This window comes from Deltaproteobacteria bacterium (assembly GCA_019308925.1).
In the GTDB taxonomy this organism is placed as follows: domain Bacteria; phylum Desulfobacterota; class B13-G15; order B13-G15; family RBG-16-54-18; genus JAFDHG01.
Map to the genome: position 1 here is coordinate 1 of JAFDHG010000019.1, position 23606 is coordinate 23606.

Annotated in this window: 23 protein-coding genes; 12 read left to right on the top strand and 11 right to left on the bottom strand. The window is 51.5% G+C overall.

From position 1 onward, the window contains the following. Nucleotides 1-266: 266 nt before the first annotated feature. The 3 genes from tsaE to ccsB form a co-directional block, all read right to left on the bottom strand. Nucleotides 267-746 carry a tRNA (adenosine(37)-N6)-threonylcarbamoyltransferase complex ATPase subunit type 1 TsaE gene (gene tsaE, locus JRI46_04495; GenBank protein ID MBW2038844.1) on the bottom strand — a complete coding sequence of 160 codons (480 nt, stop codon included), beginning with the start codon at nucleotides 744-746 and terminating at the stop codon, nucleotides 267-269. A gap of 25 nt (nucleotides 747-771) precedes the next feature. Beyond that, nucleotides 772-1149, bottom strand: coding sequence for a holo-ACP synthase (locus tag JRI46_04500; protein ID MBW2038845.1), 378 nt, complete (start codon nucleotides 1147-1149; stop codon nucleotides 772-774). Between the two features lie 338 nt (nucleotides 1150-1487). Continuing rightward, entirely contained in the window at nucleotides 1488-2294 is an 807-nt protein-coding gene (gene ccsB / locus JRI46_04505) for a c-type cytochrome biogenesis protein CcsB (GenBank protein MBW2038846.1), read from the bottom strand. A 143-nt stretch (nucleotides 2295-2437) separates the two neighbouring features. Between ccsB and JRI46_04510 the strand changes: the two genes are divergently transcribed. The 4 genes from JRI46_04510 to JRI46_04525 are packed head-to-tail and all read left to right on the top strand — an operon-like array spanning nucleotide 2438 to nucleotide 4793. Then, on the top strand, nucleotides 2438-2596 hold the full coding sequence (locus JRI46_04510; protein MBW2038847.1) for a hypothetical protein: 159 nt from the start codon (nucleotides 2438-2440) through the stop codon (nucleotides 2594-2596). Continuing rightward, nucleotides 2593-3522: an ROK family protein gene (locus JRI46_04515; GenBank protein MBW2038848.1), complete on the top strand. Its 930-nt coding sequence runs from the start codon at nucleotides 2593-2595 to the stop codon at nucleotides 3520-3522. Before JRI46_04510 ends, JRI46_04515 begins: the two co-directional genes overlap by 4 nt. A gap of 3 nt (nucleotides 3523-3525) precedes the next feature. Then, nucleotides 3526-4617 carry a molecular chaperone DnaJ gene (gene dnaJ, locus JRI46_04520; protein ID MBW2038849.1) on the top strand — a complete coding sequence of 364 codons (1092 nt, stop codon included), beginning with the start codon at nucleotides 3526-3528 and terminating at the stop codon, nucleotides 4615-4617. Further along, nucleotides 4599-4793 carry a DNA gyrase inhibitor YacG gene (locus JRI46_04525; protein ID MBW2038850.1) on the top strand — a complete coding sequence of 65 codons (195 nt, stop codon included), beginning with the start codon at nucleotides 4599-4601 and terminating at the stop codon, nucleotides 4791-4793. The genes dnaJ and JRI46_04525 overlap by 19 nt, the downstream gene beginning before the upstream one ends. An 89-nt stretch (nucleotides 4794-4882) precedes the next feature. Here the strand turns inward: JRI46_04525 and cobO are convergent, their stop codons facing one another. The 5 genes from cobO to meaB form a co-directional block, all read right to left on the bottom strand. Beyond that, nucleotides 4883-5422 carry a cob(I)yrinic acid a,c-diamide adenosyltransferase gene (gene cobO, locus JRI46_04530; protein ID MBW2038851.1) on the bottom strand — a complete coding sequence of 180 codons (540 nt, stop codon included), beginning with the start codon at nucleotides 5420-5422 and terminating at the stop codon, nucleotides 4883-4885. Then, nucleotides 5422-6297 carry a succinate--CoA ligase subunit alpha gene (sucD, locus tag JRI46_04535; GenBank protein MBW2038852.1) on the bottom strand — a complete coding sequence of 292 codons (876 nt, stop codon included), beginning with the start codon at nucleotides 6295-6297 and terminating at the stop codon, nucleotides 5422-5424. Before sucD ends, cobO begins: the two co-directional genes overlap by 1 nt. Next, nucleotides 6294-7469: an ADP-forming succinate--CoA ligase subunit beta gene (gene sucC / locus JRI46_04540; GenBank protein ID MBW2038853.1), complete on the bottom strand. Its 1176-nt coding sequence runs from the start codon at nucleotides 7467-7469 to the stop codon at nucleotides 6294-6296. The genes sucD and sucC overlap by 4 nt, the downstream gene beginning before the upstream one ends. 113 nt (nucleotides 7470-7582) lie before the next feature. Next, nucleotides 7583-8749 carry a CoA transferase gene (locus JRI46_04545; protein MBW2038854.1) on the bottom strand — a complete coding sequence of 389 codons (1167 nt, stop codon included), beginning with the start codon at nucleotides 8747-8749 and terminating at the stop codon, nucleotides 7583-7585. 119 nt (nucleotides 8750-8868) lie between these two features. Then, complete coding sequence (gene meaB / locus JRI46_04550; GenBank protein MBW2038855.1) at nucleotides 8869-9810, bottom strand: methylmalonyl Co-A mutase-associated GTPase MeaB; 942 nt, start codon at nucleotides 9808-9810, stop codon at nucleotides 8869-8871. Between the two features lie 398 nt (nucleotides 9811-10208). Here meaB and trkA point away from each other — a divergent pair, with 398 nt between their 5' ends. Next, nucleotides 10209-11576, top strand: a complete 1368-nt coding sequence (gene trkA, locus JRI46_04555) for a Trk system potassium transporter TrkA (GenBank protein ID MBW2038856.1) — start codon at nucleotides 10209-10211, stop codon at nucleotides 11574-11576. A gap of 10 nt (nucleotides 11577-11586) precedes the next feature. Continuing rightward, the gene (locus JRI46_04560; GenBank protein ID MBW2038857.1) at nucleotides 11587-13023 is read left to right on the top strand and encodes a TrkH family potassium uptake protein; all 1437 of its coding nucleotides are present in this window, start codon (nucleotides 11587-11589) and stop codon (nucleotides 13021-13023) included. Between the two features lie 304 nt (nucleotides 13024-13327). On the opposite strand, the gene JRI46_04565 is transcribed toward JRI46_04560, so the two are convergent. Continuing rightward, on the bottom strand, nucleotides 13328-15085 hold the full coding sequence (locus JRI46_04565) for an aldehyde ferredoxin oxidoreductase family protein (protein ID MBW2038858.1): 1758 nt from the start codon (nucleotides 15083-15085) through the stop codon (nucleotides 13328-13330). Between the two features lie 74 nt (nucleotides 15086-15159). Then, complete coding sequence (locus JRI46_04570) at nucleotides 15160-15708, bottom strand: metallophosphoesterase (GenBank protein MBW2038859.1); 549 nt, start codon at nucleotides 15706-15708, stop codon at nucleotides 15160-15162. Nucleotides 15709-15993: 285 nt separating this feature from the next. On the opposite strand from JRI46_04570, the gene JRI46_04575 reads away from it, so the two are divergent. The 6 genes from JRI46_04575 to recJ are packed head-to-tail and all read left to right on the top strand — an operon-like array spanning nucleotide 15994 to nucleotide 22367. Then, nucleotides 15994-16566: a molybdenum cofactor guanylyltransferase gene (locus tag JRI46_04575; GenBank protein MBW2038860.1), complete on the top strand. Its 573-nt coding sequence runs from the start codon at nucleotides 15994-15996 to the stop codon at nucleotides 16564-16566. Further along, nucleotides 16539-18464 carry a tetratricopeptide repeat protein gene (locus JRI46_04580; GenBank protein MBW2038861.1) on the top strand — a complete coding sequence of 642 codons (1926 nt, stop codon included), beginning with the start codon at nucleotides 16539-16541 and terminating at the stop codon, nucleotides 18462-18464. Before JRI46_04575 ends, JRI46_04580 begins: the two co-directional genes overlap by 28 nt. Further along, nucleotides 18461-18967, top strand: a complete 507-nt coding sequence (gene rimI, locus JRI46_04585; GenBank protein MBW2038862.1) for a ribosomal protein S18-alanine N-acetyltransferase — start codon at nucleotides 18461-18463, stop codon at nucleotides 18965-18967. Before JRI46_04580 ends, rimI begins: the two co-directional genes overlap by 4 nt. Beyond that, nucleotides 18930-19748 carry a dihydroorotate dehydrogenase electron transfer subunit gene (locus JRI46_04590; GenBank protein ID MBW2038863.1) on the top strand — a complete coding sequence of 273 codons (819 nt, stop codon included), beginning with the start codon at nucleotides 18930-18932 and terminating at the stop codon, nucleotides 19746-19748. The genes rimI and JRI46_04590 overlap by 38 nt, the downstream gene beginning before the upstream one ends. Next, a complete protein-coding gene (locus JRI46_04595; protein MBW2038864.1) occupies nucleotides 19741-20652 on the top strand; it encodes a dihydroorotate dehydrogenase in 912 nt (303 codons plus the stop codon). The genes JRI46_04590 and JRI46_04595 overlap by 8 nt, the downstream gene beginning before the upstream one ends. Beyond that, nucleotides 20649-22367: a single-stranded-DNA-specific exonuclease RecJ gene (gene recJ / locus JRI46_04600; protein MBW2038865.1), complete on the top strand. Its 1719-nt coding sequence runs from the start codon at nucleotides 20649-20651 to the stop codon at nucleotides 22365-22367. The genes JRI46_04595 and recJ overlap by 4 nt, the downstream gene beginning before the upstream one ends. Here the strand turns inward: recJ and JRI46_04605 are convergent. Further along, nucleotides 22325-23557 carry an N-acetylmuramoyl-L-alanine amidase gene (locus JRI46_04605; protein MBW2038866.1) on the bottom strand — a complete coding sequence of 411 codons (1233 nt, stop codon included), beginning with the start codon at nucleotides 23555-23557 and terminating at the stop codon, nucleotides 22325-22327. The genes recJ and JRI46_04605 overlap by 43 nt on opposite strands. Between the last annotated feature and the right edge of the window lie 49 nt (nucleotides 23558-23606).

The window sequence follows — 23606 nt, forward strand, 5'->3', positions numbered from 1 at the left end:
GTTCCAGGGGCCAAGGGGTCCAGTGATCGAGTGAAATACACTAGAACCGCTCGGCTGTCTTCGACCCTGAGACTTCGGCGTGAGCTCAGTCGAACGCTCAGACCGAAGGGAGCTTGCCGCAAGCCCTTGAATCCTTCCTGCCTGTGCCGTGCCGGACACGGCAGACAGGGAATCCTAGAATCCTTCATTTTAAATCTTTGAACCCTGTATTTATTCCCCTTGAATCCTATTAATTCCATCAACTAAATGGAAAAAGTCCAGAAAGGTTAATTATACAACTTCCTCCTCAACTCTTCAATCATCTTCTCATACCTGTCCTCCTGTCCTCTCATAACAATTTCCCTGCGTTTGGCATCCAGATATCTCAAGATTATCCAAAGAGACTCTTTGGGTATTGACTGGGGCACCTTGTCCGCCCATTCTATGACCACCACTCCATCTCCATTCATATATTCCTCATAGCCGATTTCATAGAGCTCTTTTTCACCCTCAAGCCGGTAAAGGTCTATGTGAAAGAGGGGAAGAGGACCGTCATACTCATTTATTAAAGTGAAGGATGGACTGGCCACCTCCGCCCTGTAAAATCCCATCCCCTGGGCTATTCCCCTGACCAGAGTAGTCTTTCCTGTCCCCAACTCCCCGGCCAGGGCGATGACATCCCCTTCTTTGAGCATCTGTCCCACCAGTGACCCTATCCTCTCAGTCTCCTGGGGTGTGGGAGAAACGATCTCCAGCATCCTTACCATTTCCACAGGCCTTTACCTCCTCACCTCACGCCTCCAACAGCACTTGGGCAACCCCATATTCTTTTTCGTGGGAGATGCTTACGAAAATCTCCTTTATCCCCTTTTCCTGACAGATCTTCTCGGCCTTCCCCATTACCCTCATCTGGGGACGTCCTAGGGGATCGTTGAGGATCTCTATCTCCTTCCAGGCCACCCCTTGAAACATGCCTATCCCCAGGGCCTTTAAAAAGGCCTCCTTGGCGGCAAAGCGAAGGGCCAGATGTCTGCCCGGCCGCGTCTTTTTATGACAGATCGATAGTTCATGAGGGGTGAATACCCTTTTGCGGAGATGATCCCCCCACCTCTCCAAGACCCTCTCAAACCTGTCTATCTTTAAGATATCGATGCCGATGCCATAGATCATTTTTACAAAATGATAACGAAAGGAGGAAGAAAAAGCAATGTTTTTCCGAATACTTGACCTTTGTTTATCACTTTGGCATAATTGATTATACTTCAAAGGGGCAAGAGGAAGAGGCCTTAAAAAAGGCAAATAAGATGGATCTGACCATTGAGGTTCTGAAGAGGAACCGGGTCCATATGTTGAACAAAGAACTATATTCTATGTAGTCTTAAGGGTCATTTGTAGATGGTGGAATTGAAAGGATTCAAGGGGCCAATTACAAGGGTTCTAGGGGTCTAGGATTCTAGTGAAAAACAAACACTTGAACCCTCGAATCCTTGAACCCTTTTGTTTTGTACTTAAAGGTAGCTGTGCAGGCCAGACAACAGGTAGCTTACCCCAAAATAGGTGAAGATAACGGCCATAAACCCCACGATGGAGAGAAGAGCGGTCTTTTTCCCCCTCCACTCGCGGGTGAATCTGGCGTGTAGGAAGGCGGCATATATAAACCAGGTAATCAAAGACCAGGTTTCCTTGGGATCCCAGCTCCAATAACTACCCCAGGCATAATTGGCCCATGCCGCCCCTGTAATGATACCCAGGGTCAGCATGGGGAACCCGAGGACAATAGATTTGTAATTTATCTCATCCAAGGTCTGAGATGAGGGAAGCCAGCGTATAGGGCCTCTATAGGATGACTCCCTTTTTGACTGAATCATATAGATAACACTTATCCCAAAAGCGATAGCGAAGGCCGCATAGCCGAGGAAACAAGTGATCACATGGATGGCCAACCAGTTGCTTTGCAAGGCGGGGATGAGGGGACGGATCTCGCACCTTACCCCCGGTATAAGGGAGCTCATGGCAATGGCGAGGGTGGCTAGGGGGGAGGCGATAACACCGATGACCCTCTGATGATATCTTATATCCACGATAAGATACATCAAGACTATGGCCCAAGAAAAGAAGACGAGGGATTCATATAGATTGGATAGAGGGATATATCCGTATCCCGTGGCGTGGCTTTCCCGCCAGCGGACCAACAGACCGGCTAGGTGGATGAAGAAACCGATGAGGATGAGCCAGAAGGCGAATCTGCCGATTATATCCTTTTTGGTCACCACAAAGAGGAGGTAGAGGAGAAAGGTGACTGAGTAGATAACCATGGCAACTTGAAAAAAATAAAGATTATACAATTTGAACCTCTCTTCAATGTCTTAGGATTATCTTAAGTATCAAATATTGAAAAGGGTGTCAATGGTTATTATATTAAAGACTTAAACTTACACTTCTTGGGAGGGTGTACGATATGCACATTGATGAGGAGAAGAAATTCGATGTGCGCACCATAGAGAGGAGCATCAGAGAGGGGTTGGTTACCCAAGAGGAATATGAGCGATACCTTCAAGAGTTGCCAGATGTATCGGACAAGGCATATATGAAAGAAGAAGAGGAAGAAGGCGAATGAAGGGCTTCGTGGTAGGGATTGATCTGGGGGGGACCAACCTGCGAGGAGCGGCCATAGATCTAGAGGGGAGTTTTCTGGCACGGTCTTTCACCTCCTCCCTCACCCCTTTGTCGAAAGGGGAGGGGGTGAAGAAGCTCCGAAAGGAGATTGAGGGATTGTTAGAACAAGGGCTTTCTCGTGGATACAGGCCCTTGGGGATAGGCCTAGGGGTAGCGGGGGTCTTGAGCAAAGATGGAGTCCTCACCCAATCCCCCAATCTACAAAACTTGGCTGGGGTCCCTTTGAGTGAAGAATTGGGTAGCTCCTTATCTTTGCCCTTGAAGATGGATAACGATGCCAATATGTATACCATGGGAGAGGGTTGGAGAGGGGCAGCTAGGGGGGTGAAGGACTTCTGCTGCCTCACCCTGGGGACAGGGGTGGGGGGGGGGATAGTCATGGGGGGAGAGTTGTATCGCGGGGCCTATGGCACGGCAGGGGAGATAGGGCATATGGTGATTGATGAAGATGGCCTTCCGTGTTATTGTGGGAATAGGGGATGTCTAGAGACCTATGCATCCGGCACTGGAATAGTGAGGAGGGCCATGGAAGTCGGTCAAAAAGTGAGGTCGAGCTATGAACTCTATGAGGCTGCCAACCGAGGGGATCAGATGGCTCAGGAGATCTTTTGGGAGATGGGGAGATATCTCGGGGTGGGGATGGCCAATCTGGTAAATATGCTCAACCCCGCCATGATCGTCTTGGGGGGTAAGGTATCAGGGGCATGGAATTATTTCATCCCCTCGGCCCTGGAAGAGATGAAGCGAAGGGCCTTTAGATACCCTGTGGAGAGGGTGAAGGTAGTTAAGGGGATGTTGGGGGATGACGCTGCCCTGTGGGGTTGTACCTATCTGGTCTTCCAAGAACTGGGGATAGATTTGGGATAGTCCATGGCGAATCGGGACTATTACGAGATATTGGGAGTGCCTCGTAACGCCTCCGAAGAGGAGATAAAAAAGGCGTATCGGAGGATGGCCCTGAAGTACCACCCCGACCGCAATCCTGGAGACAAAGGGGCGGAGGAAAGATTCAAGGAGGCATCAGAGGCCTATGAGGTATTAAGGGACCCCAAAAAGAGGGAGATATATGACTTTTATGGACATGAAGGTTTGAAAAGCACAGGTTTCACGGGGTTCAGGGGCTTTGACGACATATTTTCCTCCTTCAGCGATATCTTCGAGGATTTTTTCGGCTTTTCCCCTCGTTCTTCCAGCAGAAGGGGCGTCGCCGGCGCTGATCTCAGGTATGATCTGAAGATATCTCTATTTGATGCAGCCTTCGGTATGGAGACGGAGATCGAGATCTTAAAGAGGGGACGTTGCGAAGTTTGCAACGGGACAGGTGCCCAACCCGGTTCTACCCCTCAGACCTGCCCTCACTGTTATGGTAGAGGGCAGGTCAACAGGTCCCATGGCTTTTTTACCATCAGCACCACCTGTCCTTACTGCCACGGTGCGGGTAGGGTGATCACTAACCCCTGTAAGGCGTGTGGTGGAGCAGGAGTGGTAAAGAAGCGTGGAAAGGTCTCCCTCAGAATCCCTCCGGGGGTGGATACTGGTTCTCGGCTCAAATTGAGGGGGGAAGGAGAGGGGGGAGAAAGGGGCGGTCCTCCGGGCGACCTCTATGTCATCATCTATGTGGAACCCCATGAGTTCTTCGAGCGAGAGGGAGACGATATCATTTGCCGTGTACCTATACCTTTCACCATGGCCGCCCTAGGGGGGGAGGTTGATGTCCCCACTTTGGATGGCACCAAAAAGATCCAGATTCCCAGGGGGACACAGCCAGGGGAGATATTCAGATTGAAGGGTGAGGGGATCCCCCACTTAAACGGCCGCGGAAGGGGGGATCAGATCAATGAGGTTGTAGTCCAGATCCCCAAAAAGCTCACCAAGCGCCAGGAGGAGCTTCTCAGGGGGTTTGCCTCCTTGGAAGGAGAGAAGGGGACTGCGGCGGGTAGCAAATGGTGGAAGAAAAAGTGAGGGCTCGTTGCCCCCGTTGCGGTAAGTTGGTCCGCTGGGAGGGGAATCCCTATCGCCCCTTTTGTTCGCAGAGGTGTAAGCTCATCGATCTAGGGAAGTGGATAGATGAGGAGTATCACCTTGATGGCGAGGAGTCTCCATCTGAGGAGAAAGGAGGAGAGAGGGAAAGGGGTTGAATCCACCTTCCCTTGCTGTAGCTTTGCGGTTGAAGTGGTAATCTTTTGTAAATAAGTTAAGGATTAAGAAATCTTATCTTGACAGCCCATTATTTTTCTATTCCCTCTCTGGATTGGATCCCTCTCTGGTAGTAATGTTTTACCTCCACCATCTCGGTGACCAGATCAGCCCTTTCGATGATCTCGTCGGCGGCATAACGTCCCGTGAGGATCAATTCTATATTTGGGGGGTGCCCATCCATCAGCTTTAACACCTCTTCCTTTTCTATAAGCCCGAAGTCTACAGCTACATTGATCTCGTCTAGGATCACGATATCGTAATCGCCCCCCAAGATTATCTCTTTAGCCAGGGTCAAGGCCTCTTGGGCCAACCTTACGTCTTCGGAATCAGGGTTTTCGCGGCTAACAAATGTCTCCCGCCCCATCTGCTTTATGGTCAGGTAAGGGGATAACTTCCTCGCCGTCTCCAGTTCACCATATTCGATATTCCCCTTCATGAACTGGATGATGAAGACCTTATAGCCGTGGCCCACGGCCCGGCAGGCAAGTCCCAGCGCAGCAGTAGTCTTTCCCTTTCCGCTACCCGTATAGACCTGAATCATCCCCTGGGACAATCTCTTTCTAGTCATCAACCCCTCCTCAGAACGTCGGCCATTGTGAGTCCTACTTCAGCAGGGCTCTTGACCGCGACGATACCGGCCTCCTCCAAGACCTTGATCTTGTCTTTTGCACTCCCCACCCCTCCGGAGATGATGGCCCCAGCATGTCCCATACGCCTCCCCGGGGGAGCGGTTATCCCCGCAATAAAGGCGACGATCGGCTTGGTCATCTGCTGGCGAAAATAGTGGGCGGCCTCCTCCTCTGCCCTGCCACCGATCTCGCCTATGATGATTACCGCATCGGTCCCTGGATCTGCCTCAAATAATTGGAGGATGTCCACAAAGGAGAGGCCGATGATGGGATCCCCCCCGATCCCCACGCAGGTAGATTGGCCTATCCCCAGCTTGGTGAGTTGATCGACCACCTCATAGGTGAGGGTCCCGCTGCGGGAGGCGATCCCCACCTTCCCTGCCATGTGGATGTAACCGGCCATCACCCCAATCTTGCACTTCCCTGGAGTGATGATTCCTGGGGTGTTGGGGCCGATCAATTTGGTATTTTTCCCTTTCATGTACTGTCGCACAGCGACCATGTCCAGAGTGGGGATCCCCTCCGTGAGGCAGACGATGATCTCCACCCCAGCCTCAGCCGCCTCCATGATGGCATCTGCAGCAAAGGGAGGGGGGACGAATATGGCCGAGGCATTGGCACAGGTTTCCTCCACGGCCTCCTTTACGCTGTTGAAGACGGGAATCCCATCCAACCTTTGCCCCCCCTTGCCTGGGGTGACCCCTGCCACCACCTTGGTTTCGTACTCTATCATCTGTCTGGTGTGGAAGGTCCCCTCGTTGCCCGTGATCCCCTGGACTAAGACCCTGGTATTCTCATCCACGATGATACTCATTGCCCCTCCTTACGTTTGCTCAGAAGCTCCGCTACCTTCTGGGCGGCTTCCCCCATACCCTCGGCCACGGTAAAGCGCAGACCGGAGTCGGCCAGGATGCGACGCCCCAGCTCCACGTTGGTCCCCTCCAACCTTATCACCATGGGAAGGTTTATCTCTAGCTCCTTGGCTGCCTCTGTAACCCCGCGGGCCAAGGTGTCACAACGCAGGATGCCGCCGAAGATGTTTATGAAGATCACCTTGACGTCAGGGTCGGAGATGAGGGTCTGCAGCCCATATTTGACCATCTCCACTGTAGCCCCCCCTCCTACGTCGAGGAAATTGGCAGGCTCGGCGCCGACCAACTTGATGAGGTCCATGGTCGCCATGGCCAAACCCGCGCCGTTCACCATACAGCCCACATTCCCTTTTAATTTGATGTAGTTCAAGCGGTGCTGGGAGGCCTCCACCTCCAAAGGGTCCTCCTGAGAGGTATCCCTAAAAGAAGATATATCCGGATGTCGATAGAGGGCGTTGTCGTCAAAGTTCAATTTGGCGTCTAGGGCGACCAGCCCTCCCTTGGACACCACTAAGGGGTTGATCTCCGCCAGGGAGCAGTCCTTTTCAATAAAGAGACGGTATAAGTTCAAGATAATCTTGCTGGCCTTCCTTGCCAAAGAAGGATCAAGCCCCAAGGAGAAAACGATCCTGTTGGCCTGAAAGGGGCGCAGGCCCACCCCTGGTTCTACCGTCTCGGTGAAAACCTTCTCTGGAGTTTCGGCGGCCACCCTCTCGATCTCCACTCCCCCCTCTGCGCTGGCCAAGACCACAGGGCAGGCCCGAGACCTATCGATCACGATCCCTACATAGGCCTCCTTTTGGACATGCAATCCCTCCTCCACTAAGAGGGCCCCCACTGGTTTCCCCTCCGCACCGGTTTGAGGAGTGACCAGCCTCCTCCCCAGGAGTTGAGAGGCGGCAGCTCCCACCTCGTGCATATCGTGGATCATCTTTATCCCTCCCCCCTTGCCCCGACCACCGGCGTGGATCTGTGCCTTGATGACTATGGGGCTCGTGCCGATATCTTGGGCGGCATGGGCAGCTTCTTGGGGGGTATTGGCCACCTTGCCCTGGGGGACAGGGATATTGTATTCTTTAAACAATTCCTTTGCCTGATACTCATGGACCTTCATCTCCTCACTCCTATTTCATAGAGGTCTCCCAAATGCTCTCCTCTTCTGACCCTTTCCTTGATGAAACGGTGTTCATCTCTCAGGTTGACCTTGCCCTTCATATTCCTCCCTCCTTAAATAACCCCTTCCTCCTCCAATCTTTTTATCTCCTGCTTTGAGTAGCCGAGCCAACGGAGGATCTCCCCCGTATGCTCGCCCAGAAGGGGAGGGGGGGTGCGGACATCGCCAGGGGTATCCGAGAGCTTGATGGGGACCCCCAATTGCCTTATCGTCCCTTCAGTCGGGTGATCTATCTCCTTTACCATCCCCCGGGATAGGACCTGGGGATGGGAAAGGACCTCCTCTAAGGAGAGGACGGGTTCACAGGGGATATCTTTCTCCTCCCAGAATTTTATCCATTCCTGCTGGGTCCTTTGCATGAATATCTTCTGTAATTCTTGGATCATTTCCTTCTGCCTCTTCCCCGCTGCAAACTGATCTGAGATTAGATCCTCTCTGCCTATCTCCCTACAGAAGGCCTCCCAGAAATGGGGTTCTAGGGCACCCAAGGTCATATAGGCACCATCCTTCGTTTCATAGAGGTTGTAGCAGGCATATCCCCCATTGAGGAGCATCTCACCCCTCCTGGGTATGGTCCCTTCGGCCATGTATTCTCCCAAATAGAAGGGGAGCCAGGAGATCACCCCGTCCAGCATGGCCACATCGATGTACTGCCCTCTGCCTGTCTTCTGCCTCGCCCAAAGCCCCAGCATGAGGCCAAGGGCGGCCAGCAACCCCCCGGTCAGATCGGCGATCTGTCCCCCGGGGATCACCGGGGGGGAACCCCTCTTCCCTGTGAGCCCCAAGATCCCGCCTAAGGCGATGTAGTTGATATCGTGGCCAGGCCTTTGGTGATAAGGTCCATCCTGCCCATATCCGGACAGAGAGCAATAGATGATCCTCGGGTTGACTCTCGCTATATCCTGATAGCCGATCCCCAGCCTCTCCACCACCCCGGGACGGAAGCCTTCGATGATGATGTCCGCCCTTTGGGCCAGGCGGAAAAAGACCTCCCTCCCCCCCTTTGCCTTGAGGTTGAGGACCAAACTCCGCTTATTTCTGTTCACCCCTAAGAAATAGGCGGATTCCCGACTCAGCTTTGGCCCCTGCCCCCTGATAGGATCTCCCCCAGGTCCTTCGATCTTGATGACCTGCGCCCCGAAGTCAGCCAAGATCTGGCTGCAAAAGGGGCCCGGCAACTGCCGGGTCAGATCTAATATGGTGACGTCTCGCAGCGGCATATCCTTCGGCTGTCTCTTATAGAGGGATATTCCCGTGTTTTCTCTGGGGATTGGTGTCCACTTTGCCCGGGAGTATCTCCAAGGCTTGGATCAGCTTCGGCCTGGTCTCCCAACCCCCTTTACGGCAAAATTTTTTGGATAATCTTCTTGACCAGGGTGTAAGGGTCTTTCTCCCTCTTCACCATTGCCTCCACTATACTGTCCAATTCGCCATTCTGGCCCAATTGTTGTAGGAGCTTCTTCATCAACGATGATTTGAGGATCTCCAAAAATTCAAATCTCGCCCGCTCCCTCTTCCGTCGTTGATGAAGACCCTCCTGATGCAACATTTCGCGGTGGCCTTGGATCCCCGCCACCACTTTTTCGATCCCCTCTCCCTTGATGGCCTCTGTCCAGTAGATTGGCGGCGTCCACCCATCAGGGCGCTTAACCCCCATCTCCAATATAATCCTGAGTTCCTGCTCCAGCCTATCCGCCCCCCCATGGTCGCACTTGTTGATCACGAAGAGATCCCCGATTTCCAAGATCCCCGCCTTTATAGCCTGGATATCATCGCCCAAGCCAGGGACCAAGACCACGATGGAGGTATCAGCCGCATTGACGATGTCCACCTCATCCTGTCCCGCCCCCACTGTCTCCACAAGGATGACGTCTTTCCCCATAGCATCCAATACCTTGATGACGTCATGGGTGGAACGGGAGATCCCCCCTAGATGCCCCCTCGTGGCCAGGCTGTGGATAAAGACACCTTCATCGGTGCTGTGGCGTTGCATCCTGATTCTGTCTCCCAAGATGGCCCCCCCACTGAAAGGGCTAGTGGGGTCCACTGCTATGACCCCCACCGTCTTCGACCCCTCTCTGAGGACCTCGACCATCTTGTCCACTAGGGTGCTCTTACCTACCCCTGGGGGCCCGGTGACGCCGACGATGTGGGCCCTTCCGGTCCAAGGATAGAGGTCTTTTAGTTCGTTTACTGCCGACTCCATCTCATCGTCGATATCCCTCATCAGACGTGAAGCGGCCTTTATATCCCCCTTTAAGATCCTCTCAGCTAGGCTCACTATTCCCCTTTATGACCTCATAGCAGTGATATTGCTCCGCAAAGAGCTCCTTCATAAGAACATAACCGCCGTGGACGTGGCTCTGAGGTTGAAATGATAATTTTTTCAAATAAATGAGAACTTTCGCTTACTCTACCATATTAACCGTGCTCAGGCAATAAAAAGGCCTCATACAGGTGCCAGATTCAGGGTGAAGAAGGTTAGCAGTCTATTGATTTTATAGATTTTTGAATGGTTTGCAGGCCTAATTTTACCGTAAAGTTTTTTTATGGAAATGCCCATTTAATTAAGGGGTATATTATAAGAGATTTTTGTAGTATAAAATTCCCCTGGGGACAAAACTGTGGGGGGTCCTTATAACCGGGGGATCCCCTGACTTGGCAAGGGGGTATGAGGCGATGAGCATTATTATCATCGGTGCAGGAGAGGTAGGGTACAACGTGGCCTGGAAGTTATCACACGAAAGAAAGGATATCGTTGTCATCGATAAGGATGAAGAGAGGATAGAGAGGGTCTCCGAAACCCTAGATGTGCAGGCCATACACGGGAGCGGAAGTAGTATGAAGGTACTGCGCAATGCCGGGATAGAGGAGGCGGAGATCGTCATCGCCGCTACCAATAGCGATGAAGTGAATATGGTCTCCTGCCTGGTGGCAGGAGTACAAGCCAGCGTCCCCACAAAGATAGCCAGGATCAGGGACCCTGAATATGCCTCGAACATGCAGATACTTGGGAGTGATCGTTTGGACATCGACTTGGTCATCAATACGGATCAGGAGATGGTGGCCTCCATCCTGCGCATCTTGGAGACCCCTGGGGCAACGGATGTAGTGGATTTTGCCGAAGGTAAGATCAGGATGGCCAGTTTCTTGGTAGGTGAGCAAAGTCCTATCATCGGCAAGCAGTTGATGGATTTGAGCAAGCTCTACCCGGACATCAGGGTGATCATCGCTGCGATCTACCGAGACAACCAGGTGATTATACCTCGTGGAAAAGATAAGATCTTGGAGAGAGATTTGGTCTTCCTCATGGGTGAATCGCCGACTATCTCCGCTCTCATTTCCACTGCAAAGAGCAAACATATCTCTCCCCTAAGGAGAGTGATGATCTTTGGAGGCGGAGATGTGGGGCTCAACCTGGCAAAGGCTCTGGAGGGAATGGAAATAAGTACAAAGATCATCGAACCAAATGAGGAGCGGTGTCAATTCCTCGCCGAAGAGTTGGATAAGACCATGGTTCTAAAAGGGAATTTCACCTCACAAGACCTCCTTGAAGAGGAAAATGTAAGGGAAATGGATGCCTTTGTGGCAGTTACCCCAGAGGAGGAGAAGAACATCCTCATCTCGCTGCTCGCCAAGAGGATGGGGGCCAGGAGGGTGGTAGCCTCCATCAATAGGATCGCTTATTCACCCTTGGCCTATCAGATAGGTGTGGATGTAGTTATAAGTCCTTGCCTCATCGCGGTGAACAAGATCTTGCAGTATATAAGGAGGGGGAAGATTGTTAATGTGGCCACCTTGCCTGATGACCAGGCTGAGGTTATCGAAATCGAGGCCTTGGAGACTTCTGATCTGATAAACAAGCCCCTGAAAAACTTGCGATTGCCCAAAGGGGTGCTGGTGGGGTCCATCTTGAGAGGGGGAAGGCTGTTGATCCCCTATGGCGAGACTGTAATCCTTCCAGGGGACAAGGTGGCGATGGTGGTGGCCACCTATGCCCTTCAACAATTGGAAAAGTTGGTGATGGTGAAGCTTGAATATTGGTAGGGGGTAATTTATGTCTCAAGTCCTACCCATTATGGGTATCCTCAACCTCTTTCTGGCCGGCGCCATGATAGTCCCCATGGTGATCAGTTGGCACCATGGAGAAAAGGAGGCGACCTCCTTCCTTATCTCCATTGGGATCACCGCCCTAGTCGGCTTGGCCCTTTATCTCCCCTTTCCCAAAAAGAAGGGGGATATAACCAGACGGCAGGCCTTCACCATAGTTTCCTTTGGCTGGATGTGCGCCAGCATCTTTGGGGCCCTCCCCTTTGCGCTGACCAATACCTTTGCCCACCCCCTTGATGCCCTGTTTGAGGCCGTCTCCGGCCTTACTACTACTGGGGCCTCTGTCCTCACCTCTATCGATGGTTTTCCCAAGGGCCTTCACTTTTGGCGGGCCTTGATCCAATGGTTGGGGGGTATGGGGATCATACTCTTCTCCATCGCCGTCCTCCCCTTTTTAGGAGTAGGGGGGATGCAAATGTATCAAGCAGAGGTGCCCGGCCCTTTCAAAGAGAAACTTCGTCCCAGGATCGCCGAGACGGCCAAAATACTCTGGCAGACCTATCTCCTCATCTCTGGATTGGAGGCTGCTCTGCTCTTTTTGGGGGGTATGAGCATCTTTGACTCCCTTTGCCACACCTTTACCACAATGGCCACAGGGGGATTCTCCACCAAAGGGGCAAGTATAGGATTCTATGGAAGCTACCATCGGATCGTCATCACCTTCTTCATGTTCTTGGCCGGGACCAATTTTGCCCTCCACTATCGTTTTCTGAAGGGTGATCATACGGTTTTTTGGCGTGATCGCGAATTTCGCTTTTATCTGCTGGTTATCCTTATGGGGGTAGGGGTAGTCTTTTGGAATTTAATCTCCCAGATGGGGGGAAACTGGGGGGATCGACTGGAGGAGGCCTCCTTTCAGGTGGTCTCCATCATGACCACCACAGGGTACGCTACAACGGATTTTGGCCGTTGGCCACCCTTCTGCCAACATCTCCTCCTCTTGTTGATGTTCGTTGGGGGCTGTGCCGGTTCAACGGGCGGGGCGATCAAGTGTATCAGGGTCTTGCTCCTCTTTAAATACGTCCAGCAAGAACTGCGCAGGATCATCCATCCCCACGCCGTGGTGGCAGTAAAAATAGGGGAGAAGACCATTTCCCCTTCTGTTCTCAATGGAATATTGGGGATGGTCATCCTCTATATGGTCATTTTTGTCTTTTCATCCATAACCATGAGCCTTTTGGGGCTGGATATGATCACCAGCACCTCATCGGTAGCAGCCACCCTGGGGAACATAGGGCCAGGCCTGGGGAAAGTCGGACCTGCTGGGCACTATGCTCACCTCCCCTCCCTGGGAAAGGGGATTCTCATCTTTTGTATGCTCGTCGGAAGGCTGGAGGTTTATACTGTTATCATCCTCCTCTTTCCCGAATTTTGGCGAAAGTAGATGGGTTAGCCGAACTCCGATACTGATATGAAATGCTGTAATTACAACGAGTTGTTATCAGTAATCTCATAAATTTGTTTAGAATGATTTGTGATCTTTGGCCTCAACTTCTCCATCATTAGGTTTAAAGTTTAGGCAGTTCTTAAGGAAATTCCTTCTGGAGTTATAACAACCTCGGACAAAAAGGAAGGAGATGGCTAGTGAAGAAAAATAAATAAAAAAGCTATTTAAAATTAAATGGTTACTTCTTATAGTTAAAGTAAATTAACAAATAAAATTTTCCTAAAAGGGGAAGGGTAGGGGATTACGTCGAAGGTCTTCCTTCTGAGTCCCAGCCCCTGTAGCAATAATAGTCGGCGAGGAGTTTCTCCATCTGTTCTTTGGTGATGACCTTCCCCGTCTCAGGAAGTGGCTCCTGGTGGAACCTTATGGGAAGGATATCATCTGCCTTGGTGAGGCCCTCACGGAGGTTGAACCTTCGGGTGTTATCCATGATCTGGGAGGCGATCTTTCGCAGCCCCACTCTATAAAGGCGTAGGCCGGTGGTCCCCTCGACGATGGTCGCCAACTTCTCCCACGGATACATATCCCGGTAGAAACGGCAGATGATCAGGGAGTCAAAAATAACTAATCTATCCTCGTATTCCACCAACAGCTCCGCCTTTCCCTCTATTTGATCCGGGTTGATGATCCCGGCCAGCTCTGGCTTGTAGAAGGTGGTGCGCAAATGGCAGGCCCCCCGGTCGGAGGTAGCATAGGCCAATCCCATCCCCTTTAAGACCCGTGGGTCATATCCGGCCGGTTCCAGGCCCTTTACGTGGATGGCGATATCCTCCAGGCTCCAGGTCTTCGCTGCGTGGACTATCCCCTGGGCCAAGACCTCCCCAATCCCTTCACGCCGGGCAATCTGCTGAAGGAGGGAGGCAATGGCATCCACATCCCCATAGTCGATCTTTTCAGCGATTTTACCCCTTCTGGCCGCCTCGATGGTAAAAGCGGCCAGGTTTCCAGCCGTGATGGTATCCATGCCCAGGCGATCGCAGATGTTGTTCAGATAGATGATCTCATTGATGTCGGTTACCAGACAAAGACCTCCAAAGGCATAGATGGTCTCGTACTCAGGCCCCTCTATTCGCAGCCCCTTGTGCCTTCCTTTGGTGACCTCCGAGAGCTCGCCACAGGCCATAAAACAGCGAGGGCAGGCCTTTGATTTTACCCGGCATTCCTTAAGGAGGGCATCAGCACTTATTCGCTCCCATCCTTCCAGGGTACCTTGCGACCAGTAGCGTGAAGGGAAGCCTTTGGCCCGATTCATAACGGCTACCAACTGTGGAGTGCCGAACTGTTTGTAGGCCAAGGCCCCAGGGTCCTTTTTGCCCCGTTCTTGGATCTCTTTTGCGAAGCGATCTATCAGGTCGGGCTTGGCGATCTCCCTATTTTGGGTGCCGTGAAATACTATCCCCTTGATCCTTTTGGCCCCCATCACCGCCCCCACTCCGGTGCGACCTGCCTGCCTTCCATGATCGTTGCCGATCACGGCGAACCTCACCAGGCGCTCACCTGCCGGCCCAATGACCAAGGCAGCCTTCCTATGTGGGGTTTTCACCCGTTCCAAGGCGCTATCCTCGGCCTCATTGGTGTCCAGGCCCCAGAGGTCACTGGCATCATGGAAGGTGATTCCGGTGTCGGAGATCTCCAACAGGGTAGGGGAGGGGGCTGCACCCTGAAGGATCACCGCATCATAGCCGGTCCTGCTCATAGGCTCGGCCGCCTTCCCCCCAGCATAGGACTCGGAGTAGTAGCCAGTAAGGGAAGACTTGGTAAAGACCCCATAGCGGCAGGAGCCGAAGATCTTGCTGTCTGTGACCGGCCCCAGGGCAAAGATGAGGATGTTCTCTGAGGAGAAGGGGTTGATCTTTGGGGGGAGATTGGCGAGCAAGAGATGGGTTGCCAGCCCCTTGCCACCCAAAAATCTCTCATATACCTCATCAGCCAACTCTTCTACATAATAAGAGCTGCTACCAAGGTCTATATGTAAAATCCTTCCGAAGAATCCCTTCATTAGAAAATGGACAGTCTTAGTTTACATAATATATCTTATCAGACTCAAAAGAAATCCAAAATTGAAGACATTAGCTACAAACTCCGAAACCTGGGGCCCCTTTTAAGGGGAGCAACAGGTATGATCTCTCCTTTGATTTCATCATATTGGATTATCAAATACCCAATACTGTTCACCTTGGCGTGATATCTATCAGTGGGAGAACCAGGATTGAAAAAGAGAACATCTCCCTGTTTATGATTTGTACTGTTGTGACTGTGTCCATAAATAATACATTTTAACCCCTCTGCGTGGAAGAGTCCTTTAATCTTCTCTTCCAAATCATACGGCGCTCCCCATCCATGGATTAATCCTATCTTTACCCCTAATACCTCAAAAATCCTCTTTTCCGGCAACAACTTACGTAACTCAGGCGGATCCATGTTCCCATAAACAGCCACCAGATTGCCTGATGCGATTTCATTTAGGTAATAGTACACCTCCGGACTGGTAAAATCGCCTGCATGGACCACCAGTTGGCAGCCTGCAAAACGATCTTTAACCAAATCCATAAAATCTTTCGTTAAGTACGGTAGATGGGTATCAGAGATTACCCCTATACGCATTTGTCTATTCTTGTCCATGGATTTATTATCAAATACAGGATGTTATCCTTATATTTTTAAGAAATTACTTGAAATCTTCTCTCAATGAATGTTTTACCCCTTTTCATTATTGCTGGTGATGACAACAATTCTATCTCATCGATCAGGTAGAGGTTGCTATTTTGAACAAAATTTTAGGAGAAAGGGCTCTTGCTGTCAACCCTTAATCCCTCCTTGATTAGAAAGGGAAATAATGGTATTTAAACTATATCTATGGGATGGGATGTAACATGCGTTATCTTGGCAGGAGGCAGTAGCCGCCGCATGAGGCAGGATAAGGCCTTTATCCAAGTGGGAGGCACCCGCCTCTTCGATTATGTCTACGGTAGGTGTCAAGAGCTCTTCTCTGAGATCATCATTGTGACTAACCGAGGTCAACGTTTTGGCGACTACCAGGCCCTTACAGTTATAGACGAGATCCCAGGGGCTGGTCCCTTGGGGGGTCTTTACACAGGGCTCTTGTGGGCAAGCAATTATCATACCTTTTGTGTGGCCTGTGATATGCCCTTCCTCTGCACCGAACTTATCGCCCATCTTCTCGAGACGAGGTTCAATTATGATGTAGTAATTCCCATAACAAGGGATGGATTGGAACCTCTTCACGCCCTTTACTCAAAGAGATGTATTGGGCCCATCAAAAGGCTCTTGGAAAGGGGTGAATTTAAGATCGCTAGGTTCTTTCCTGAAGTGCGGGTGAGATATTGCGAAGAAGAGGAGCTCAAGAGGCTGGATCCATCTCTTGCCTCGTTCATCAACATCAACACCAAGAGGGACTTCTTAAAGATGCAGGAGGTGCTGAAAGGTGGTGAATGGGAGGAAAAATTAAAGGCATACTAAAGTATATATATTTGGCCCTACTGCTCTTTATCTCCCTCACCCCCCCCCTACCCTCTTACGGATCTTCTCCCCAAGAGCTTTTGCAGGTAGGAACTGGGGCCTTTAAGGACGGTTTTTATCAGGTAGCGGAGGCCCAATTTCGCGAGTTTCTGCAGGTATATCCCCAGCATACTCATGCCCCGAAGGTCATGTACCTTTTGGGCAAGGCGCTCTACGAACAAAAGAAGTTTGTTGAGGCCAAGGAGGTATTCGCGAAATTACTAAAGTCAAAAACTAATCTTAAAGGGAGAGATGCGACGTACTTTTGGCTGGCCCGCTCCTGCGAAGAGGTAAATGATCTTTCCTGCGCTAAAAGTAGCCTTTTGACCATTGTCAAAAAGTATCCCCAAGGCCCCTGGTATCTCTCCTCCCTCTACTTGCTTGGTAAGGTCGCCTTTCAACAGGGCCAGTACAAAAGGTCGGAGGCGTACCTCAGGAAGGCCCTCAAAGACCGCAAGATCACTCCTCACCTATCCTGTTGCGTCAAGTTTTGGCTGGGGCTCACCCTCTACGGACAAGGGAGGCATAAAGAGGCTGAGGGTTTGTTTCAGAAGGTGGTGAACAGTGAATTTAAAGAGGGCCCCCGCGAAGAGGCACTCTATTGGCTGGGGGAAACCCAGATTAAGGTAAAAAAATATAAAAAAGGGGTAGAAACCTTTCACTCCTTTCTGGAGGGGTTCCCCCATTCTCCTTTGACCCCCAACGCCCTCTATGGAGAAAGTTGGTGTCTGTATATGTGCGGAAGGAGAGAGGAGGCCTTGAAGGGGCTCTTGGCCTTAAAGAAGGGGTTTCCCCATACTCCATTACTCCCCCAAGTCTTGTCCCTCATGGGGGAGGCATACATCGGCCTCGATAGATATCAGGAGGCCATAGAGGTCCTCAAAGAGTTCCTAAGCCGCTTTCCCCAGGACCAGAGGAGGGGACAATCCCTTTTGAATTTGGGGTGGTGTCACCTCAAGCTAGGGGACCTTGCCCAGGTTAAAGAGATAGCCTATGAAATAGTCAAACTCCCCCCAGGAGAGCGCGAAAGGGCCTTGGCGCAATATATCCTGGCAGAACTCAATTACTATGAGAGGAAGTACCAAGAGGCCATGCCCTACTGGTTCAACCTCCTCAATACCCCCTCCTATCGTCAAGAGGCCCTCTTTAAAATCGCCATCTGCTTCTTCAGGGAAGGCAAGTTTAGGGAAAGTCTCGTTAACCTAGACCTCTTGCAGTTGGAATACCCCAATTTTAAAAAGATGGACGAGGCCCTTTGGATTAAAGGGGAATCCTTTAGTGAGCTTGGAGATCTGTCAGAGGCGGGCAAGGCCTACCAGAGGGTCATCAAAGAATATAAGAGGTCCCCTTGGTATCCTTGGTCCATCTACAGGATGATAACCATCCTCTTGGATAAGGGGGATCTAGACAGAGGGGAGAGGTGGTTTAAGACCCTGCAGAAGGAGTTCACCTACCATGAGCTGTCCTATGAGGCGGCCCTAAAATTGGGCATATGGAAGGCAGAAAGGGTGGAATATAAATCTTCCCTCCGCTACCTAGATATCGCTGTCCACTCCCCTGATAAAAGGGTGGCCCAAAATGCCCTTTGCTGGCAGGGGGAGATCTACTTCAACCTCAAGGAGTATCAAAAGGCCTTGGAACGTTACCAGAGGGTTGTCGCTGAAAGTCCCTCCCCAGGGGATGCGTTGGCCGCCGTGGCCTATCTGGAGATGGGGAACATCAAACACCTCTTAGATGACCAAGAGGGGGCAAAGGAGGCCTATAAGAAGGCTATAGAGATTTCTGGTGACGAAGAATTTATCGACAAGGTAAAAGGGCTTTTGAAGGAGCTGAAGGAGACAAAGGAGGGGGGTGCTTGAAGCTGCGATGGGAGATCAGGGGGATGAGGAAGGATCACCTGGAACAAGTTATGGAAATTGAGAGGAAATCCTTTCCCACTCCTTGGACCAGGGCCATGTTCCTTTACGAGCTGAATTCTCCCATCTCCTTCAATTTTGTAGCCACCACCCCAGAGGAAAAGGTCGAATTGGTCTTGGGTTATATCATCTTTTGGATGGTCAAAGAGGAAGTTCACATATTAAATTTGGCCACCCATCCCTCCTTTCGCAGGTTGGGGATCGCCCACTCTCTCCTCCTTTTCTCCCTGGACTTTTCCTATAGAAAAGGGGGTATATTGTACCTCCTGGAGGTCAGAGAAAGGAATCGGACTGCCCTCAACCTTTACCAGAAGGTGGGTTTTGCCTCATGGGGGATCAGAAGGAGATATTATGCCGACACCGGTGAAGACGCCGTCATAATGAGGCTCTTCTGCGGGGATCGAACATATGGCCACGATGGCGATGGGCAATCTTGGCTACCATGAGGGAGAGATAAAGGAGAGGAAGAGGCTTGGGTCCCTTTATCATCGTCTGAGGATCTCCCTCCCCTGCCCTATTGGTCCCATCATACCTGGGCAATTTGCCATGTTGAAGATAGAGGACCGGGGGGGAATTATATTGCCCCGTCCCTTCTCCATCCACAACTTTGAGGGACAGGAGATGGTCCCTTGGCTGGACTTCCTCTTCAAGGTGGTGGGAAAAGGGACAGGTCTCTTGGCCAAGCTATCGGTTGGTTCGCCAATCATGGTTTTGGCCCCCCTGGGTAATGGCTTCCCTGATCCACCGCCGGGTTATAAGGCCTTACTAATCGCTGGAGGGATGGGGATCGCCCCCCTTTTCCCCTTGATCTTGAGGCTGAAGGCATCTCCTTCGCCCCTCTACCTCTTCTATGGGGCGCAATCCCAAGATGACCTCATCTGTTTGCCCGAGCTCATCAATTTGGAGGGGATAAGGATCAATATAGCTACTGAGGACGGAACAGCGGGGAAAAAGGGGATGGTGACAGAGCTCCTGAGGGAGGAAGACGATGAAGGAGGGGATCAGACAGTGATCTATGCCTGTGGTCCAGGGCCTATGCTGAAGGCCGTGGCAGACTTTGCCGCTGAGCGCAGGAGGTCATGCTGGATATCCTTAGAGAAACGGATGGCCTGCGGAGTTGGTGCATGTCTGGGTTGCGTAGTGGAGACAAAAGGGGGATATAAGAGGGTTTGTAAAGATGGACCTATATTTGAGGCCCAAGAGATAATATGGAGAGACGATGCCTAACTTGAAGGTGAAATTGGGGAAATTGGAGTTGCAAAACCCGGTGATGCCAGCCGCGGGGACCTTTGGCTACGGGGAGGAATACGCCTCCCTCATCGACCTCGATAAATTGGGGGCCATTGTAACCAAGGGAATCTCTTTAGCACCCCAAGCAGGTAACCCTCCTCCCAGGATATGGGAGACCTGGGGGGGGATGCTGAACTCCATTGGCCTGCAAAATGTGGGCCTGGAGATATTCGTTAAGGAGAAATTACCTTTTTTGTGCCGATGGAGGATGCCTATCATTGTAAATTTCTTTGGATATAGCTCCAAGGAATATGCTGAATGCGCCCAAAGACTGAGTGATTTAGAAGGGGTGGCTGCCTTGGAAGCAAACCTGTCCTGTCCCAACATCAAGAAGGGGGGGCTACAGTTTGGGAGCAACCCCCAAACAGTGGCTAAGATAACAAATATAATAAGAAAATCAACGAAATTGCCTTTAATAGTTAAACTATCTTCTAATGTATCAGATATCAAAGAGGTCGCCATGGCAGCCGAAGGAGAGGGGGTGGATGCCATCTCCTTGATCAACTCAATACCGGCCATGGCAATAGACCTGGAGCGAAGAAGACCTGCATTGGGGGGAATAACCGGAGGCCTTTCTGGTCCTGCCATTAAGCCCATTGCCCTGAAGGCAGTTTGGGAGGTGGCCCCGAGGGTAAAGGTCCCCATAATTGGGGTGGGTGGGATAATGGATTACAGGGATGCCCTGGAGTTTCTGGTAGTGGGGGCCACAGCCGTTCAGGTGGGCACGGCCAACTTCACCAACCCCAGGACGATGTTGGAGATAATTGAGGGAATGGGGGCCTTCCTAAAGCAAAGAGGGATTGAGGATATAAAGGAGATGATCGGGAGCCTAGGACTATGAAATTGAAGTGGAATATATTCCATTGTCCCGCCGAATTGAGGGAGGAACTAAGCAGACAACTGGACATACCCCCTTTGGTCGCCCAACTCCTTATCAAGCGTGCAATTACAGACCCCCAGGGAGGAGAGAAGTTTTTATCACCTTCCCTCAACCACCTCTATGATCCCTTTCTTATGAAGGACGTGGACAGGGGAGTGGAAAGGATCATTAAGGCTATAAAGGGGCAGGAAAAGATTCTAATTTACGGGGACTATGATGTGGATGGCATAACTGCCTGTGCCCTTTTGGTGGACTTCTTGAGCTCATTAGGGGCCCAACCCTCGTATTATATCCCCCACAGATTGGAGGAAGGCTACGGTCTCAACCCGGAAGCTGTAAAGAAGATCGCCTCCCAAGGTGTACGGCTCTTAATCTGTGTCGATTGCGGGATCAGCGACCGAGAGGAGATAAAGCTGGCCCAGCAACTGGGGATGGATACCATTGTCGTAGACCACCATGAGGTCCCTGCCCAGCTCCCTCCTGCCTATGCCATCCTCGATCCCCTACAACCGAACTGTCCCTTTCCCTTTAAGGGGCTGGCCGGGGTGGGGGTGGCCTTCAATCTCGTAGTGGCGCTGCGTAGCAGGTTGAGGGATTTGGGCTTCTGGCGAGACCAAGAGGAACCGAACCTGCGTCGTTACCTGGACTTTGTCTCCTTGGGGACCATAGCGGATATAGTCCCCCTGATGGATATGAACAGGGTCCTGGTGAAGTATGGCCTCAAGGAACTTGAAGATAGCGTTAGGCCTGGCCTTTTAGCCCTCAAAGAGGTGAGTGGCATAGGAGGAGGGGAGATCTCAACAGGACAGGTGGCCTTTCGACTTGCCCCCCGCCTAAACGCAGGTGGAAGGGTATCCAATGGGGCGAAGGGGGTAAAGCTTCTGCTGGCGAAGGAATATACGCAGGCCCAAAAGATCGCCGAAGAACTAGATTGTGCCAACCGGGAACGCCAGACTATTGAGGAGAGGACCTACCAAGAGGCCAAGGAAGCCATCATGCGGGAAGGGTTTGTTCATCGGAGGAGTCTGGTCTTGAATTCCGACGGCTGGCACCCTGGTGTCATTGGGATTGTCGCCTCCAAGCTTGCCGAAGAGTTCTGGCGGCCTACGGTTTTGATCGCCCTGGATGGTGAGGAGGGAAAAGGCTCGGCGCGGAGCATCGTGGGATTCCACCTCTATGAGGGTCTTAAGGAGTGTGAGGAACACCTATTGGGGCTCGGCGGGCACAAATACGCAGCCGGCCTGAAGATTAGCCGGGATAAACTCAGGGCCTTTAGCGAGAGTTTCGAAAGGGTGGTAAAGGGGAGGCTGGGAGATGAAGACCTTATCCCCGCCATCTTTATCGATGCAGAAGTGGACTTAAAGGAGATCACCCCTGAACTGTTGAGCCATCTCTCCCTCTTTCCCCCCTATGGAGCAGCCAACCCCAAGCCCCTCTTCTCCACAAGAAACAGACTTCCTGTACACGATGTAAGGAAAGTGGGGGGGAATAGCCTGAAGTTCAAGATACGGGAGGGAGGGTCGACCTATGAGATTATCGGCTTCAATATGGGATATCTAGGTCCCCACCTCCCCTCAGAATTGAGGATAGCCTTTCATCCCCAGATAAACGACTGGGAGGGGCTAAAGAGGCTTCAGTTAGAGCTGAGGGCTATGGAAATAGACCAAGAAGGTTGACCTTCCACCATCTTCATCTTGGTATCCCGGGTATATCTCCTCAGCCCATCCAAGATGGCGGCGGCCAATTCAGCGAGGTATTGTTCGTCCCTAAGCCTCCTTTCCTCCATCGGATTGCTGATAAAGGAGACCTCGATCAAGATAGAGGGCATCTTTGCCCCGATGAGTACCACGAAGGGGGCCTGCTTTACCCCGAGATCCGTCACCTGGCTGTATCTCTTTTTAAGTCTGTTCACCAATGCCCCCTGTACACATTCGGCTAGGTGACTGGATTCGTTTACCTTGGCGTTAAGCATGAGGTCATAGAGGATGAGTTGCAGATCGCTTATCTTCTCAGGCGAGACCCCATTTTCCCTCGCTGCGAGCCGCAAGGCGTCCTCATCAGTGGTGAAGTTGAGAAAATAGGTCTCTATTCCATGGGTCCTTCTTTTTTTGATGGCGTTGGCATGGATGGAGAGGAAGAGATCCCCTCCCTTAGTGTTGGCGATAGCAGTCCTCTCCTCCAAGGGTATGAAGCGATCGTCCTCGCGAGTCATGATAACTTCCCACTTTAATTCTCGCCTGATCTTATCCCTCAACCTTTGAGAGATCTTTAAGACTACATCTTTTTCCCTGAGTCCTTTGGGCCCTATTGCCCCTGGATCTTCGCCACCATGGCCTGGATCTATTACCACCTTAAACGACCGGGGCTTAGGGGAAGGAGGTGGTTTGGTAACCCTCTTTTTTGCCTTCAGGGATTTGCCCAGGACGTCTATTACGATCCTGAAGGGGTTGCCCAGGGAAAAAATCTTATAATCGCTGATACTATCCAAGTCCAGCACCACACGGACAGTAGTAGGGTCATACTGTCCTGCCCGAGCCCTCTTAAGGAGTCCATCTCCAATGGGGATGGGTTGTTTTAGATGGGAGCTGAGCCTGGCGACCTTAAGGTCTATATAGAGCCGCGGTGGTTTCTTCAGCACCCTATCTTCTTTCAGGAGGTGATCCTGGTAGGCGACCTCTCGGTCTAGGTCGATCACTATGCGGGTGTAAGCGGAGTTAGACCAGTGCCTAATCCCCGTGACCAAGGCCCTCTTTTGATGAGTACGTTGTGATGCCTGAACCTGATCTTCACCCAAAGGGAGGGGATTTGAGGCTGAAATCCACAACAAGAAGGAGATGAATACGAACCCTGCAGCCTTTTTTAGCATCCCTCAGGCAATCCGCAAAGACCCCCACACGGGAGGCCTTAGAGAAGGT

Coding starts and splice junctions, on each gene's coding strand:
- JRI46_04525 (MBW2038850.1), top strand. CDS start 4,599: ATGGTGGAAGAAAAAGTGAGGGCTCGTTGCCCCCGTTGCGGTAAGTTG.
- JRI46_04595 (MBW2038864.1), top strand. CDS start 19,741: ATGCCTAACTTGAAGGTGAAATTGGGGAAATTGGAGTTGCAAAACCCG.
- JRI46_04570 (MBW2038859.1), bottom strand. CDS start 15,708: ATGGACAAGAATAGACAAATGCGTATAGGGGTAATCTCTGATACCCAT.
- recJ (MBW2038865.1), top strand. CDS start 20,649: ATGAAATTGAAGTGGAATATATTCCATTGTCCCGCCGAATTGAGGGAG.
- JRI46_04580 (MBW2038861.1), top strand. CDS start 16,539: ATGGGAGGAAAAATTAAAGGCATACTAAAGTATATATATTTGGCCCTA.
- JRI46_04510 (MBW2038847.1), top strand. CDS start 2,438: ATGCACATTGATGAGGAGAAGAAATTCGATGTGCGCACCATAGAGAGG.
- JRI46_04575 (MBW2038860.1), top strand. CDS start 15,994: ATGAGGCAGGATAAGGCCTTTATCCAAGTGGGAGGCACCCGCCTCTTC.
- JRI46_04515 (MBW2038848.1), top strand. CDS start 2,593: ATGAAGGGCTTCGTGGTAGGGATTGATCTGGGGGGGACCAACCTGCGA.
- JRI46_04605 (MBW2038866.1), bottom strand. CDS start 23,557: ATGCTAAAAAAGGCTGCAGGGTTCGTATTCATCTCCTTCTTGTTGTGG.
- dnaJ (MBW2038849.1), top strand. CDS start 3,526: ATGGCGAATCGGGACTATTACGAGATATTGGGAGTGCCTCGTAACGCC.
- cobO (MBW2038851.1), bottom strand. CDS start 5,422: ATGACTAGAAAGAGATTGTCCCAGGGGATGATTCAGGTCTATACGGGT.
- sucC (MBW2038853.1), bottom strand. CDS start 7,469: ATGAAGGTCCATGAGTATCAGGCAAAGGAATTGTTTAAAGAATACAAT.
- JRI46_04565 (MBW2038858.1), bottom strand. CDS start 15,085: ATGAAGGGATTCTTCGGAAGGATTTTACATATAGACCTTGGTAGCAGC.
- JRI46_04560 (MBW2038857.1), top strand. CDS start 11,587: ATGTCTCAAGTCCTACCCATTATGGGTATCCTCAACCTCTTTCTGGCC.
- ccsB (MBW2038846.1), bottom strand. CDS start 2,294: ATGGTTATCTACTCAGTCACCTTTCTCCTCTACCTCCTCTTTGTGGTG.
- JRI46_04500 (MBW2038845.1), bottom strand. CDS start 1,149: ATGATCTATGGCATCGGCATCGATATCTTAAAGATAGACAGGTTTGAG.
- sucD (MBW2038852.1), bottom strand. CDS start 6,297: ATGAGTATCATCGTGGATGAGAATACCAGGGTCTTAGTCCAGGGGATC.
- trkA (MBW2038856.1), top strand. CDS start 10,209: ATGAGCATTATTATCATCGGTGCAGGAGAGGTAGGGTACAACGTGGCC.
- tsaE (MBW2038844.1), bottom strand. CDS start 746: ATGGTAAGGATGCTGGAGATCGTTTCTCCCACACCCCAGGAGACTGAG.
- JRI46_04545 (MBW2038854.1), bottom strand. CDS start 8,749: ATGCCGCTGCGAGACGTCACCATATTAGATCTGACCCGGCAGTTGCCG.
- JRI46_04590 (MBW2038863.1), top strand. CDS start 18,930: ATGGCCACGATGGCGATGGGCAATCTTGGCTACCATGAGGGAGAGATA.